The organism is Micromonospora sp. NPDC051006, assembly GCF_044456245.1.
In the GTDB taxonomy this organism is placed as follows: Bacteria; Actinomycetota; Actinomycetes; order Mycobacteriales; family Micromonosporaceae; genus Micromonospora.
In genome coordinates this window covers 164,612-179,109 of record NZ_JBITFP010000001.1, presented here as the reverse complement: position 1 = coordinate 179,109, position 14,498 = coordinate 164,612, and the positions used below count along the sequence as shown (strand labels likewise).

General features: G+C 73.3%; 13 protein-coding genes and 1 pseudogene. 11 read left to right on the top strand and 3 right to left on the bottom strand.

The features are described 5' to 3' along the window. Window positions 1–48 precede the first annotated feature (48 nt). From ACIBBA_RS00800 to ACIBBA_RS00785, 4 genes and pseudogenes are all read left to right on the top strand, one after another. Window positions 49–3,162 carry a nitrate- and nitrite sensing domain-containing protein gene (locus tag ACIBBA_RS00800; protein WP_396692534.1) on the top strand — a complete coding sequence of 1,038 codons (3,114 nt, stop codon included), beginning with the start codon at window positions 49–51 and terminating at the stop codon, window positions 3,160–3,162. After that, entirely contained in the window at window positions 3,159–3,566 is a 408-nt protein-coding gene (locus tag ACIBBA_RS00795) for a roadblock/LC7 domain-containing protein (protein ID WP_007465177.1), read from the top strand. The genes ACIBBA_RS00800 and ACIBBA_RS00795 overlap by 4 nt, the downstream gene beginning before the upstream one ends. A gap of 86 nt (window positions 3,567–3,652) precedes the next feature. Further along, entirely contained in the window at window positions 3,653–4,015 is a 363-nt protein-coding gene (locus ACIBBA_RS00790) for a DUF742 domain-containing protein (protein WP_350871274.1), read from the top strand. Beyond that, window positions 3,996–4,620: pseudogene (locus ACIBBA_RS00785) on the top strand (GTP-binding protein). The gene ACIBBA_RS00790 and the pseudogene ACIBBA_RS00785 overlap by 20 nt, the downstream one beginning before the upstream one ends. A gap of 52 nt (window positions 4,621–4,672) precedes the next feature. On the opposite strand, the gene ACIBBA_RS00780 reads toward ACIBBA_RS00785, so the two are convergent. Beyond that, window positions 4,673–5,761, bottom strand: a complete 1,089-nt coding sequence (locus ACIBBA_RS00780) for a uroporphyrinogen-III synthase (protein ID WP_396692531.1) — start codon at window positions 5,759–5,761, stop codon at window positions 4,673–4,675. 388 nt (window positions 5,762–6,149) lie between these two features. On the opposite strand from ACIBBA_RS00780, the gene ACIBBA_RS00775 reads away from it, so the two are divergent. From ACIBBA_RS00775 to glmM, 6 genes are all read left to right on the top strand, one after another. Further along, window positions 6,150–6,845, top strand: coding sequence for a class I SAM-dependent methyltransferase (locus tag ACIBBA_RS00775; RefSeq protein ID WP_396692529.1), 696 nt, complete (start codon window positions 6,150–6,152; stop codon window positions 6,843–6,845). 139 nt (window positions 6,846–6,984) lie between these two features. Next, the gene (locus ACIBBA_RS00770) at window positions 6,985–7,242 is read left to right on the top strand and encodes a DUF6364 family protein (protein WP_350871286.1); all 258 of its coding nucleotides are present in this window, start codon (window positions 6,985–6,987) and stop codon (window positions 7,240–7,242) included. Beyond that, entirely contained in the window at window positions 7,232–7,525 is a 294-nt protein-coding gene (locus ACIBBA_RS00765; protein WP_350871288.1) for a type II toxin-antitoxin system PemK/MazF family toxin, read from the top strand. The genes ACIBBA_RS00770 and ACIBBA_RS00765 overlap by 11 nt, the downstream gene beginning before the upstream one ends. A 212-nt stretch (window positions 7,526–7,737) precedes the next feature. Then, window positions 7,738–8,181 (top strand): 50S ribosomal protein L13, encoded by a 444-nt coding sequence (gene rplM, locus ACIBBA_RS00760; RefSeq protein WP_350871291.1) that lies wholly within the window; start codon window positions 7,738–7,740, stop codon window positions 8,179–8,181. A gap of 20 nt (window positions 8,182–8,201) precedes the next feature. Then, on the top strand, window positions 8,202–8,666 hold the full coding sequence (gene rpsI, locus ACIBBA_RS00755) for a 30S ribosomal protein S9 (protein ID WP_350871293.1): 465 nt from the start codon (window positions 8,202–8,204) through the stop codon (window positions 8,664–8,666). Window positions 8,667–8,782: 116 nt separating this feature from the next. Beyond that, window positions 8,783–10,141: a phosphoglucosamine mutase gene (gene glmM, locus ACIBBA_RS00750; RefSeq protein WP_350871295.1), complete on the top strand. Its 1,359-nt coding sequence runs from the start codon at window positions 8,783–8,785 to the stop codon at window positions 10,139–10,141. 36 nt (window positions 10,142–10,177) lie between these two features. Here glmM and ACIBBA_RS00745 read toward each other — a convergent pair whose 3' ends face one another. Together ACIBBA_RS00745 and ACIBBA_RS00740 are read right to left on the bottom strand one after the other, a co-directional pair. Beyond that, a complete protein-coding gene (locus ACIBBA_RS00745) occupies window positions 10,178–10,924 on the bottom strand; it encodes an ABC transporter ATP-binding protein (RefSeq protein WP_396692525.1) in 747 nt (248 codons plus the stop codon). A gap of 2 nt (window positions 10,925–10,926) precedes the next feature. After that, complete coding sequence (locus ACIBBA_RS00740) at window positions 10,927–13,755, bottom strand: FtsX-like permease family protein (protein ID WP_396692523.1); 2,829 nt, start codon at window positions 13,753–13,755, stop codon at window positions 10,927–10,929. A 93-nt stretch (window positions 13,756–13,848) separates the two neighbouring features. Between ACIBBA_RS00740 and ACIBBA_RS00735 the strand changes: the two genes are divergently transcribed. Further along, on the top strand, window positions 13,849–14,481 hold the full coding sequence (locus tag ACIBBA_RS00735; RefSeq protein WP_396692521.1) for a helix-turn-helix transcriptional regulator: 633 nt from the start codon (window positions 13,849–13,851) through the stop codon (window positions 14,479–14,481). Window positions 14,482–14,498 lie beyond the last annotated feature (17 nt).

Here is a 14,498-nt window from a genome sequence, read left to right as displayed (position 1 = left end):
GGCACTTTTCGACGGGTCAGGCGTGGAAGAAACGACGGAGGCGATGTCGTGAGCACCGGACCGACGACCCTGCCCGCGAAACGCGCGGACAACCGGCCGACCCGTCGTCGGATGCCCCGGTTGCGGGACGCCCGGATCCGCTCGAAGCTGGCGCTGATCCTGGTGGTGCCGGTCGCCGCGGTGATCGCGCTGGCCACCGTCCGACTCATCTCGGTCGGCGAGGGCGCCTACGAAGCGAGCCAGGCCCGGTCGCTGACCGCGCTCTCCATCGACGTCTCCGCGCTCACCCAGGATCTGCACGCCGAGCGGATGGCCGCCGCGGCCTACCTGGCCGTGCCGCAGCAGCCCGCGGACGCGTACAACCTGCGGGTGCGCCAGAGCGACCAGCGGATCGCCGCGTACCGCGAGGAGCGGGACCGGATCAGCGACGTGCCGGCCGCGGTCGGGGAGCGGTTGACCGCCATCGACGACCACCTGGAGACGCTCACCGGCACCCGGCAGGAGGTGCTCGACCGCCGGCAGATGGCCGTCGCCGAGGCGGTGCTGCGCTACGGCGTCATCCTCGCCGACCTGGTCTCCTACGGCGACGGCCTCGCCCAGCTGCCCGGCGGCGAAAGCCTGGCGGACAGCCGGCGGGCGGTCGCCGCGTTCGCTCGGGCGAAGTCCGCGGTGGCCGAGGAGGAGGCGGTCGCCTTCACCGCGCTCAGCGCCGGTCAGCTCGACGAGGAGCAGTTCTCCTCGTTCGTCGCCACCCAGACCAGCCAGCAGGAGGCGCTGCTCGCCTTCTCGCTGGCCGCCGGCCCGGCGCAGCGCGCCCTGGTCAACAGCACCGTCTCCGGTGACGCGGTGGGTCTCGCCGACCGGGTGGCGTCGGACATCACCCGCTCGGTCGGGCAGCGTCCGCTGGTCACCGCGCGGGACGCCACCGCCGCCATCGGCGCCGTCAACGACCTGATGCGCTGGGCCGAGATCCAGCTGCAGGACCAGCTCTTCGCCCAGACCGACCAGACCCGGTCGGACGTCATCCGGCAGGCCGTCGTCGAGTCGGTGCTGGTGCTGCTGACGCTGCTCATCGCGGTGTCGCTCGCGGTGGTGCTGGCGCGGTCGCTCAACCACTCGCTGCGCCGCCTCCGCGAGGGCGCCCTGTCGGTGGCCAACCACGACCTGCCGGACGCGGTGCAGCGGCTGCAGAACATGGGCAGCGTCGGCGAGGGCGGGGTGGACGAGATCGTCCGGCAGGTCCGCGACCCGATCAACCTGCAGAGCCGGGACGAGGTCGGCCAGGTCGCGCTGGCCTTCAACGTCGTACACCGGGAGGCCGTCCGGGTCGCCGCCGAACAGGCCGCCCTGCGGACCAGCGTCTCGGCGATGTTCCTCAACCTGGCCCGGCGCAGTCAGACCCTGGTCGACCGCATGATCGGCGAGCTGGACGCGATCGAGCGCAGCGAGGAGGACCCGAAGCGGCTGGCCCAGCTCTTCGAGCTCGACCACCTGGCCACCCGGATGCGGCGCAACGACGAGAACCTGCTGGTCCTGGCCGGCGCCGACTCGGCCGTGCCGCGCCGTGACGACGCGCTGCTGGTCGACGTGCTGCGGGCCGCGCAGTCCGAGGTGGAGCTCTACAACCGCATCGAGTTCGGCACCGTGGACACCGACATCTCCGTCGCCGCGAACGCGGTCAACGACGTGGTCCGGCTCGTCGCGGAGCTGCTCGACAACGCAACCCGATTCTCGCCGCCGAACACCACGGTGGTGGCCGACGGCCGCCGGATCCGCGACTACGTGCTGATCCAGATCGAGGACCGTGGGCTCGGCCTCAGCGACGAGCAGATGGACTCGCTGAACCGCCGGTTGGCCGCCCCGCCGAGCGTGGATGTCGCGGCCTTCCGGCTGATGGGTCTCGCGGTGGTCAGCCGGCTCGCGTCCCGCTACGGCATCCGGGTCGAGCTGCGCCGCAACGTCGAGGGTGGCACCGTCGCACAGGTGACGCTGCCCGCCGCGACTGTGGTGCTGCCGTCGCATCGGGGTCGCGATCAGGTGCTCACCCGACCCCGCCAGCCGATGGCGGTCGAGCAGGCGCCGCACGCCCCGGTCGCCGTCGCCGAACCGCGTACCGGTCTGACGTCGGCCGCGACGCTGACCGACCAGTGGCGTACCAGCGCGCCGGCGCCAGCGCCGTGGCAGGCCCCGGTCGACGCCCGGGAGACCGCCTCGCCGGTGTCGGCCGGCGGCCTCACCGACGCCTACCCGACCGTGCCGGCGCCCGCGGTCCCGCCGGCCGTGCCGTCGGCCCGCCCTGGATTCGGGGCGGGTAACGGCTTCAACGATCCGCCGACCCCCTCCCGGCCTCCGTTGCCGCGGCGCGGGGCGGCAGCGGAGCCCCCCGTCGCGCCGCCACTCGCGCCGGCCGCCACGTCGGCCATGCCGCCGGCTCCACCCGCTCCACCGGTCATGCCGCCGGCCCCGGCCGCGATGCCGCCGGCCCCGCCGGTGATGCCGCCGGCACCGCCGGCCGTGGCGGCGCCGATCACGGCCCGCCCCGAACCGGTGGGCGAGGCCCCGATCTTCCGGGAAATGGAGGCGGTCTGGTTCCGGTCGCACGGCGACGACGCCACGGCCATCTTCGCCCGGCCCCGGTTCGACGAGCCCGGTGGCGGCGCGTCGGGCAGTGAGTCACCGGCTGCCCCCGCACCGGCCACCCCCGCATCGGCCACCACCTCGCCGGCCGCTCCGAGCGCCGGCCGGGCCGCGGCCAAGGCCAGCACTCCGCTGCCCACCCGCACGCCGGCCGGCGGCGGCACCGCACCGGCGAACGAGCCGCCACCGTCGTACACTCCGCCGGCGAGCACGCCCACCGCGGCGCCGACGTCCGCGTCCGGCACCGATCCGGACGCTTGGCGGACCGCGGCCGATGAGGGCTGGTCACGCGCCAGCCGGGCGGCCGAGCCAGCCGCCGCCGGCACCACCCGCTCCGGGCTGCCGAAGCGGGTTCCGCAGGCGCAGCTCGTGCCGGGCGGCATCGAGCCGCGCGGCGGCCGGGAGCGCAGCCGGCGCACCCCGGATGAAGTACGTGGTCTGTTGTCGGCCTACCACCGCGGCGTTCAGCGCGGCCGGACGGCCGGAACGGACCAGACCCGCACCTCGACCAAGGAGAACCGATGAACAGGCCAGCGGCCATGCAGGACATGGGTTGGCTGCTCACCAACTTCGCCGACAGCGTGGCGGGCATCGCCCACGTGGTGGCGGTGTCCGCGGATGGGCTGCTGCTCGCCTCCTCCCGGGATCTGCCCGGGGACCGGGCGGACCAGCTCGCCGCGATCACCTCGGGCGTGGTGAGCCTGACCGAGGGTGCCGCACGGATGTTCAGCGCCGGTGGTGTGCTGCAGACCGTCATCGAGATGGACAGCGGTTACCTCTTCCTGATGTCGATCAGCGACGGCTCGTCGATGGCGGTGCTCGCCGCCCGCAGTTGCGACGTGGGGCAGGTGGGTTACGAGATGGCGCTGCTGGTCGAACGGGTCGGCGCCGCGCTGGTGCCGCTGCCCCGGGACGCGGTGCGCTCGTAGCGCCGCGGAGCGCGTCGGCCGCGCATCGATCAGGGACGGGGAGACCGGGGCCGGGCGGCTCCGGGGCGGAGAGGAGGTGATCGCGGATGGACCAGCGGCGTGACCCACGTGGTGCGCTGGTACGTCCGTACGCGGTCACCCGCGGCCGTACCGAACCGCGGCAGGACATCGCCCTGGAGGCGGTTCTGATGGCCACCCCCACCCAGGTCGCCGAGTCCCGCTTCGCCGGGCACGACAAGTACCGCATCGCCACCGTCTGCGAGGGCCGGGCGCAGTCGTTGGCGGAGATCGCCGCGTACACCCGGATGCCGCTCGGCGTCGCCCGGGTGCTGGTCGCCGACCTGGTGACCGAGGGCCTGCTGACGTTACACACTGCTGCTCCCGCCGAAGGGTTCGAGGAGCGGATGGAACTGCTTGGAAGGGTGCTAAGTGGACTTCGCAGGCTATGACCCCGCCGGGGGGGCGCCAGAGCCGCGGCATCGTATCCGCGAAGATCGTGATCGCGGGTGGATTCGGCGTCGGCAAGACGACCCTGGTCGGCTCGATCTCCGAGATCACTCCGCTGACCACCGAGGCGGTGATGACCGCTGCCGGCGTCGGGATCGACGATCCGTCCAAGGTGCCCGGCAAGGAGACAACCACCGTCGCGATGGACTTCGGCCGGATCACCATGGCCGACGACCTGATCCTCTATCTCTTCGGCACGCCGGGCCAGACCCGCTTCTGGTTCATGTGGGACGAGATCATCCGGGGTGCGGTGGGCGCCGCGGTGCTGGTGGACACCCGCCGGATCACCGACGCCTTCGCGCCGCTGGACTACTTCGAGAACCGCAACCTGCCGTACGTGGTCGCGCTGAACCGGTTCGACGACGCCCCGCAGTACGAGGTCGAGGAGATCCGCGAGGCGCTGGCCATCTCGCCGCAGGTGCCGCTGGTCATGACCGACGCCCGGCGGCGCGATCCGGTCAAGCAGGTGCTGGTCACCGTCGTCGAGCACGCCATGGCGCGGCTGCAGGCCGAGCACGGCCGGGGCTACCCCGCACCGGTCGGCTGAACCGTCACCCGGGCCCCGGTCGGCTGCGCCGCCGGGGTCGGGGTGCCGGCGCTCAGTCGACGCGCAGCCGGTAGCCGCGCTTGACGACGGTCTGCACCACGCGGGGAGCCCGCAGGCCGGCGCGGAGCCGGGCCACCGCCATCTCCACCGCGTGCTCGTCGGCGCCGCGCGGCAGCGTCCGCAGCAACGCGGTCCGGGACAGCACCCGCCCGGGAGACTGGGCCAGCGCCCGCAGCACCGCCATCGGGGCCGGTGCGAGCGGGCGCAGCTCGCCGTCGATCACCGCGGCGTGCCCGCGCAGGGTGAGCAGGTGCCCGGCCGCCCTGCAGGTGATCGTCCGCCGGGGCAGCTCCTCGACGATGGTGCGAACCAGCGAGCCCAACCGGGCCCGGTCCGGCGCGCTGACCGGCACTCCGCGGCGCAGCAGCGGTTCCGCGGTGACCGGCCCGACGGAGGTGGCCAGCACCTGGGTGCGGAACGCGTCGAGCACCGCGTCGGTGCGGTCTCCGGCGGCCCGAAGCAGCGCCTCCACCGCGGGTGCCGAGGTGAAGGTGACCGCGTCCACCAGCCGGCCGGCGATCAGGTCGATCAGCCGGTGCAGCGGCGCCGGGTCGGTCGGTGGGGCCCACCGGTAGACCGGCACCTCGATCACCGTGGCGCCGGCCGCCTCCAGGGCGAGCGTGCACTCCGGCTGCCGCTCACCGTGCAGCTGCACCGCGACCACCTGCCCGGCCACCCCGCGCCGGCGTAGGTGGTCGACCACCTCGTGGTAGCTCTCCGAGTCGGGGGACCACTGGTCGAGCAGGCCGGCGGCCCGGATCGCCCCGCGCGCCTTCGGCCCGCGGGCCACCACGTACGCCTCGGCCAGCACCGAGCGCAGCGGGTCGGCCAGGCCCCATCCCTCGGCCGCCTCCAGCCAGCCGCGCATGCCGATGCCGGTGTTCGCCATCAGGATGTCCGGCGGGCGGTCCAGGCAGGCGCGGGTGGCCTCGCGCAGTTGGGTGTCGTCGGCCAGCGGCACGATCCGCAACGCCGGGGCGAGCACCACCCGGGCGCCCCGGGTCTGGAGCAGCCCGGCCAGCTCGTCGCGCCGACGATCGGCGGTCACGCCGATGGTGAAGCCGGCCAGTTCCTCCCGCATCACCCCTCCTGTCGCTGCCGCACCTGGGTCTGCCGGTCCCGGCAGCGCGACGCGACGCGCGACGCCGTCCGCCGCCGGCGGAGCCCGCCGTGCCCGGTGCGCAGTGGCCGGGGGAGCGCGGCGGGGCAACCGGCGCGGGCGAGCGGCAGCAGGCCGCGCCGGCGGGCACGGGACGGGCGGTGCGGCCCTGCCGCCCGGGGCGAGCACCCCGGTCGAGTTGTCGACCGTGCACCGTCTGTCATGTCGGCAAAGCGTGCCGCCGGGCGGTTTCCGGCCCGGGTCTGCGCCGTTTCCGTCCTGTCAAGAGGACCTCACACCGCTCGATGTCGCCGGGCCGCGCCGTCTGGTTTAGAATGTGGGAAGAGATTCCTACATTTTGGGAGATGCCATGACGGTCGCGGACGCCTTCGACGCCGTCGCCGGCAGCTACGACGAGGCGCGGCGCCGGCTGGTGCCCTGCTTCGACGCCTTCTACGGCACCGCGGTCGAGGTGGCCGTGCCCCCGCTGCGGGCCGCGCTGGCGGCCGGGCGCACCCCCGAGGTGCTGGACCTGGGCGCCGGCACCGGGCTGCTGTCGCTGCTGCTCGCCGCGGCCGTGCCGGGAGTGCGACTGACCCTGGTCGACGCCGCGCCGGCGATGCTGGCGGTCGCCGCCGAGCAGTTGCGCGCGCGAGGTGTGGCGCACCGCACGGTCCCCGCCGACCTGGCCGACCCGTTGCCGGCGGGCCGGTACGACGCGGTGGTCAGCGCGCTGGCCATCCACCACCTCGACGACGCCGGCAAGCGGGCGCTCTACCGGCGGCTGCCGGCCGCCCTGCTGCCCGGTGGCGCCTTCGTCAACGCCGAGCAGGTGGCCGGCCCGACCCCCGCCCTGGACCGGCGCTACCACGAGGTCTGGCTGGAGCGGATCACCGCGCTCGGTTCGGACGCCGAGGAGATCGCGGCCGCCAGTGCCCGGATGGCGTACGACCGGCCGGCGCCGGTCGCCGCCCAGTGCGGGTGGCTGACCGAGGCGGGCCTGGTCGACGTGGACTGCTTCTTCAAGGAGTGGCGGTTCGCCGTGTTCGGTGGCCGGGTGGTGTGAGCCTTGTTCGACGGCCGGGTGGCTTGAGCAAGACGGCCGTTCGCGAGGAATTCGCCGGGATGGGCGTTCTGGCGAACCCCGAGCGGGGCGGATTACGCGCGGGATGACCGCTGGTCATACCGGGGGTAGCCTTCCGGGCATGACAGCCAAGGTGACACTTTCGTTCTCCGACGACACGATCGAGGAGGCCCGGCGGTTCGCCAAGCGCGAGGGGCTGTCGCTCTCGGCGTGGATGGACCAGGCGGCCCGGGAGAAGGCGCTGCGTGAGGTCTTCACCGCGCACGCCGCCGCCGTCGGCCGCGCCGGTCTGGATCTCGAGTCCGCCGCGCTCGCCGACGCCCGCGAGGTGGGCATGGTCGACGACCTGCTCTTCGGCGGACGCCCGAGTGCTGCGTAGAGGTGAGGTCTGGCGGATCGAGGGGGCCCGGGAGCGGCTCGGGTTGGTGATCAGCTCGGACGTCTACAACTCCACCGACGTGCCCATCGTGATCGTCGCCGAGGTGGTCGAGCAGGCGCTGCTGCGCGACTCGCCGCTCGCCGTGCCGATGGGCGGGTACGTGGTGATGCCCGACCGGGTCTCCTCGCCGATGAAGAAGTGGTTCACCGAGTGCGTGGACGTGGCCGACACCGAGACCATGGTCCGGGTCGGCCGGGCGCTGCGTATACTGCAACAGCTCTGAGCCAGCTCCACGGCGCCGGCCGGTCACCGGTGCGGTCCGCGTGCGCCGCGCGGGCCGGGACCCCGTTTTGACCAGCCGACCGGGCGCCGGGTATCGTTGCCTGCTGTTGTACGACATCCAGAGGCGTGCCACATCAGGTACGCTTGGTCGTTCGTGCGCGCCTGGTGACCTCGGCGCGCGACCCCAGACCGACGACGAGACAAGGTAGACCTGTGCGTACGTACAGCCCGAAGCCGGGTGAGATCGAGCGTCAGTGGCACGTCATCGACGCCTCTGATGTCGTGCTGGGCCGCCTGGCCACCCACGCCGCCACGTTGCTGCGTGGTAAGCACAAGCCGACTTTCGCGCCGCACGTCGACACGGGCGACTTCGTCGTCATCGTGAACGCGGGCAAGGTTGCGCTGACCGGCAACAAGCGCCAGACCAAGATTGCTTACCGGCACTCCGGTTACCCGGGTGGTCTGAAGCAGGTCGGCTACGAGGAGCTGCTCACCAAGCGTCCCGAGCGGGCCATCGAGCTGGCCGTGAAGGGGATGCTCCCGCACAACAAGCTCGGCCGTCAGCTCATCAAGAAGCTGAAGGTCTACGCCGGTGCCGAGCACCCGCACGGCGCTCAGCAGCCGGTGCCGTTCGAGATCAAGCAGATCGCGCAGTGAGCGCGGGCGAAGGAAGCAGCATGACCGACATCACCGCCACCGAGGTTGCCCCCGAGGCCACCGAGGCGCCGGCGCCCGTCGCCCGCGCGCCTCGTGGTGACCGGCCGATCCAGACCGTGGGTCGCCGCAAGGAAGCCATCGTCCGGGTCCGCATCGTGCCGGGCAGCGGCAAGATCACCTGCAACGGCCGGGACCTCGAGGCCTACTTCCCGAGCAAGGTGCACCAGCAGCTGATCAAGGACCCGCTGGTCACCGCCGAGAAGCCGGAGTCGTTCGACGTCATCGCCAACCTGCGCGGTGGCGGCATCACCGGTCAGGCCGGCGCGCTCCGCCTGGCCATCGCCCGGGCCCTGATCGTCAACGAGCCCGACGACCGCCCGGCCCTGAAGAAGGCCGGCTTCCTGACCCGGGACGCCCGGGTCAAGGAGAGCAAGAAGTACGGCCTCAAGAAGGCCCGCAAGGCTCCCCAGTACTCGAAGCGCTGATCTTCAACAGCGCCTTGTACGTCTGACGGACGGCCGGTCCGCCTCCCCTCGTCGGGAGGTGGGCCGGCCGTTCCGCTTTCTCCTCTCATCGGCAGGGTCATCGGAGGTTGGCGGGTATGGGTCGGTTGTTCGGCACGGACGGCGTCCGCGGGCGGGCGAACGTGGATCTCACGCCCGAGTTGGCGCTCGCGGTGGCGGTCGCCGCCGCGCACACGCTCGCCGAGACGGACCGGAGTCATCCGCCGCTCGCGGTGGTCGGCCGGGACACCCGGGCCAGCGGCGAGATGCTGGAGGCCGCGGTCGTGGCCGGGCTGACCAGCGCCGGCGCCACGGTGATCCGGGTCGGCGTCCTGCCCACCCCGGCGGTGGCCTACCTCACCGCGGAGGCCAAGGCCGACCTCGGTGTGATGCTCTCCGCGTCGCACAACCCGATGCCGGACAACGGGATCAAGCTCTTCGCCGCCGGTGGGCACAAGCTGCCCGACGAGCTCGAGATGAAGATCGAGGCAGCGGTCGAGGCGAACGCCACCACCGCCTGGGACCGGCCGGTCGGCGCGGGCGTCGGCCGGGTGCACGACCTGCTCGACGGCGCCGACCACTACGTCCAGCACCTGGTCGGCACCGTGCCGCATCGGCTCGACGGGATCAAGGTCGTGGTCGACTGCGCGAACGGCGCGGCGGCCGAGGTCGCCCCGGTGGCTTACCGGGAGGCCGGCGCCGAGGTGATCGCCATCCACGCCGAGCCGGACGGGCTCAACATCAACGACGAGTGCGGCTCGAACCACATCGACGCGCTGCGCGCCGCGGTCGTCGAGCACGGCGCGCACCTGGGCATCGCGCACGACGGCGACGCCGACCGGTGCGTGGCGGTGACCGCCGACGGTGACGAGGTCGACGGCGACCAGGTCATGGCGGTGCTCGCGCTGGCCATGCGGGAGGCCGGCACGCTCACCGACGACACCCTGGTCGCCACGGTGATGAGCAACCTCGGGCTGCGGCTTGCGATGTCCGCCGAAGGCATCCGGCTGATCGAGACGAAGGTCGGCGACCGGTACGTGCTGGAAGAGCTGCGCGCCTCCGGGCTGGCCCTCGGCGGCGAGCAGAGTGGGCACATCGTGATGCCGGCGTACGCCACCACCGGCGACGGCGTGCTGACCGGGCTGCACCTGATGTCCCGGATGGCGGCGACCGGCCGGTCCCTGGCCGAGCTGGCCGCCGTGGTGACCAAGCTCCCGCAGGTGCTGATCAACGTCCCGGTCGGCGACCGGACCGTCGGCGCCGCCGCGCCGGCCGTCCGTGCCGAGGTCGAGCGGGCCGAGGCCGAGCTGGGCGGGACCGGCCGGGTGCTGCTGCGTCCGTCGGGCACCGAGCCGCTGGTCCGGGTGATGGTCGAGGCGGCCACCGAGGCGACCGCCCGGTCGGTCGCCGAGCGGATCGCCGACCAGGTCCGCGCCGCCAGCCCCGCGAACGCCTGACCGACCGCGCCGCGGCCGTTACCGCGAACTCGCCGGTCAGAGGCGGAGGCGGGCGGCCCGGTCGTAGGTGTCGGCCGGGTCCTCGCCCTCGGTGAGGTCGAGGTCCTCGACCACGCTGCCGTCGCCGAGCCGGACCAACCGGTCGCAGCGGGCCGCGATCGACCGCTCGTGGGTGGCCAGCAGGATCGTCATGCCGTGCCGCTCCCGCAGGTCGAGCAGCAGGTCGAGGATCTGGGCGCTGGTGGTCGAGTCGAGGTTGCCGGTGGGCTCGTCGGCCAGCAGCAGCCCGGGCGCGCCCATCAGCGCCCGGGCGATGGCGACCCGCTGCTGCTCGCCGCCGGAGAGCTGGGACGGCATCGCCCGCTCCCGGCCAGCCAGGCCGACGGCGTCGAGCAGCTCACGGGCCCGGGTCGCGTGGTCGGCCCGGCCGCGCTGCGGCAGCACCGGAGCGATCACGTTGTCCAGCACGGTCAACGCCGGCAGCAGGTGGTAGCGCTGGAAGACGAACCCGACCCGCTGCCGGTAGCGAGCCAGCGCGGCGCGGCGCAGCGCCGTGATCTCCACGTCGTCGACCGTGACGGTGCCGCTGTCGGCCTGTTCGATGGCGCCGATCAGGTGCAGCAGGGTGGACTTGCCGGAGCCACTGGGACCGGTCAGTGCCACCACCGATCCGGCCGTGATCTCCAACGAGACGTCGTCGACCGCGGTCAGCCGCTCGGCGCCGGCGCGGAACTGCCGGGTCAGCCCGAGGGTCCGGACCGTGCTGCCCGTCGTTGCCTCCATCGTCACTCCTCTGCGAGTAGCCGTGCGGTCGGGAGCCGGCGCAGCAACGCGGCCGGCACGAGCGCCGCGAGACAGGTGACCAGCACTCCGACGAGCGCCACCGCGGCGGCGACCAGGACCAGGGCGGCCGGCAGGCCACCGACCAGCCAGGCGGCCCCGGCGAGCCCGAGTCCCGCTCCGGTCAACGCCCCGAGCGCGCCGATGAGGAGCCCTTCGTAGCCGACCAGGCGGCCCAGCGCGGCGTCCGTCCAGCCGACGGCGCGCAGGGTGGACAACTCCGCGGCGCGGTCCCGGACGTTCAGGTAGAGCACGTCGGCGACGGCGCCCGCGCCGAGCAGGACGGTGACGACCGCGGCGAGGGTGTCCGCACCTCGTACGTTCAGCGAGACGGTGTCGCCGAGCAGGCTGCCGACGATCGCGCCACGGAAGGCGTAGGCCGCGGCGCTGACCAGGGTCAGCGCGGTCAGCCCGATGGCCAGCGCGCCCGCCCCGAGCAGGGTGCGCCCGGGGGTGCGAACCAGGTTGACCAGGGCCATCCCGAACAGGCCGCGGGGCCGACGTGCCCAGCGGGCCGGGGCCACCAGCGGCCGCAGGGCGGCGGCCGGGTGGGCGCGCGCGGCCCGCAGCGCCGGGGTCAGGCCCGCCACCAGCGCCAGCAGCAGAGCCACCGGTACGGCGAGCGCCGCCTGACGCCAACCGATCCCGATGTCCAGCGCGGCGGCCAGCGGGAACGCCAGCCCGAGGGCCAGCAGGCCGGCGGCCAGTCCCAGCGCGGCCACCTCGCCGAGGATCAGCGCCGCGATCCGGCGGGCCGGCCAGCCCAGGCAGGCGAGCACCGCCAGCTCCGGGCGCCGGTCGCGGACCGCGGCCGAGACCGCGTTGCCGAGGAACAGCCCGCAGACCACCAGCACCAGCCCGAAGAGCACGAGGCTCTTGCGGTCGACGGCCTTGGTGATGACCGAGGCCACCCCGAGGGCGGACCATGGCTCGGTCAGCCGCAGGTCGGGCCGGCCGAACGAGCCCGCGGGCAGCTCCACGGTCTGCGGAGCGGGAGACGAGCCGAAGGTGAGATCGACGTCCAGCCCGGTCGTGTCGGCGATCCGCTCGGCGATGAGCCGGACGCGCTCGGCGGACCGTTCGGTGTAGCCGGCGACGTCGCCGACCCGGACGCGAATCGCGCTGATCGGCGCCGTCCGGGTCGGGGTGGCGTCGCCCGCCAGCAGCTTCGGCACCGCGGCCAGGGTGGTGAGCAGCAGCGGCGGCGAGGAGAGGTAGCCGGCCGGGTTGCCGCTCGGCTCCAGCGGCCGACCGCCCAGCGCCTGGCGGCTGCGCTCGTCAGCGCCGTCGGTGCGCGGCGGCTCGTACGTCTCCAGCGGCACCCGGGACAGGTCGCTGAACCCGCGCAGCTTCTCCGGGTCGAAGATGCCGATGGTCCGCCAGAGCCGGAACTGGAGGTTCGCGCCCGTTGGCGGTTGAGGAAGCGCGGTCACCGGGCGGAAGCCGTTGTCGTCGGCCAGCCACGGACGGGGGCGGAAGTTGAGATTGTTCTGGCCGCCGTAGAGCGCGTGATCGAACGGCGGTCGCGCGACAGCTCGGAGGGTGCCGTCGGGAAGTCGCTCGTACTCCGGGGCACCGGCCTGAATGACCGTCTGCAAGTCGCCCGAGCAACAGCCGGTCTCGGAGATTCCCTCGGCGAGCAGGTCGCGGTACCCGTCGGTCAGTGCGTACTCCTCGGTCCCGGCCCCGACTCCGGTGGCGCGGCTCAGCGCCCGCTCCAGTTCGTCGATCGGCAGCCCCGCGGGCCGTGCCTGCGGCAGCCGGGTGAGGGCGGACCGCACGGTGACGTCGAGGTAGGGACGGCTGGTGCTCAAGACCGGGATCGACCGTTCGATCGCGCCGGGTCCGATGGAGGTCTCGGTGGTCGTGTCGTCCAACCGGAGCGACCGGCCCTCGGTCACCGCGCCGCCCAGGCCGACGAGGCGCTGCTCCGCGTCCGGGTCGACGGCAGCCAGCAGGAACGGCACCGTCACCCGGTAGGTGACCACCAGTTCGTCGGTGACGACGCGTTGGGCGCGGTCGGGCAGCCAGCTGTTCGCCTCGAAGCGCCCGTCGGGCAGCAGTCGGACGGTGTCCACGCTCCAGCTCTGGCGTTCGGAGGCCAGCCCACTGTTCGCCGGCTGCGAGATCAGGTGCGGGTCGCAGATCGGCTGGCTCCCTCCACCGGGAAGCACCTCCCGTGGGACCTGCCCGCACTGCGGGTCGTACCGGTACGTCCGGCCGTCGGAGTACGGGAACAAGGGGTCGTTCGGGTCTGTGCCCGCCTCGGGGTAGAGCAGTGGGCGCTTGGTCACGTACACGTAGCGCGGACTGCTGGGGGCGGTGGAGAGCCCACGCTCGGCGGTGAAGGTCGGGTCGAGTCGGATGACCTGCTGCTCCAAGGAGCGGTCGACTGCGTCGGTCAGGTCGAACCGGACCCGCACCGACGAGGTCGAGTAACCCAGCATCGCGATCGGAGCGGCCGCGTCGATGCCCGCGATCTGCTTGACCTGCTCGTACTGTGCGGGGGTGATGCCGCCGAAGAGGCCGGAAAGGTAGTTCGGGCGGACCAGCCCGCGCTCGGCCTCAAGCGGCGTGCGCGTCCCCTTGGGACGAACCAGGATGTCGTAGGCGGCCCGGGTGTTGCGCTCCACGGCGCCGGTGACGTCGAGGCGGGCGGTGGTGGTGGCACCGGTCAGGACGACGAAGCCGGTGGTCGCCACCAGCACTCCCGCCAGCAGCGCCACCGACCGCCCAGCACGGCCGCGCAGCTGCCCCCAGATGAACCCCAGCATGTCGCGCCTCCCCGTGTGCTACCTCACACTCTGCGCGTTACATTGTCACAATGCAAGACCTGGTCCGGTCGACCAGCGGTAAAGGAGGAGACAGTGGCGATCCAGCACGCGGTCCTGGCACTGCTCGCACGTGGCCCGAGTTACGGCTACGAGCTCAAAGGCGCCTTCGAGGCCGCCACCGGTCCACAGTGGGGCTCGCTCAACATCGGCCACCTCTACCAGATCCTCGACCGGCTCTCCCGGGACTCTCTGGTGGTCGCCGAGCGGCAGGCCCAGCAGGTCAAACCCGACCGGGTGGTCTACCAGATCACGCCCGCCGGCCGGGCCGAACTCGGTCGTTGGCTCAACGAGCCGAGCCCGCGCAGTGGCGGCTTCCGGGATGACTTCTTCCTCAAGGTCACCGCTGCTGCCCGATCGGGTTCCGCGCAGACGGTCCGCACGGTGCTGAGCAACCAGCGCGGGCACCTGCTGCGCGAGTTGCGCAACCTCGACGGGCTGCGTCGCAAGGCCGGCGACCCGGTGGTCGGGCTGCTGCTCGCTGCGGCGAGCCGACACGTCGAGGCCGACCTCGCCTTCGTCGATGATGCCGAGGCGGTGCTGCTGGCCGACGGCGGCGCGCTGCTCGCCACGCTGGCGGCCGCACCGTCGGAGATCACGACGCCCGCCGCCGACGCCTCGCCGCCCCCGCCGGCAGACGGCACCGGTCCGGCCCGGGCGGCCGGCTGACCCGCCGATCCCAGGGG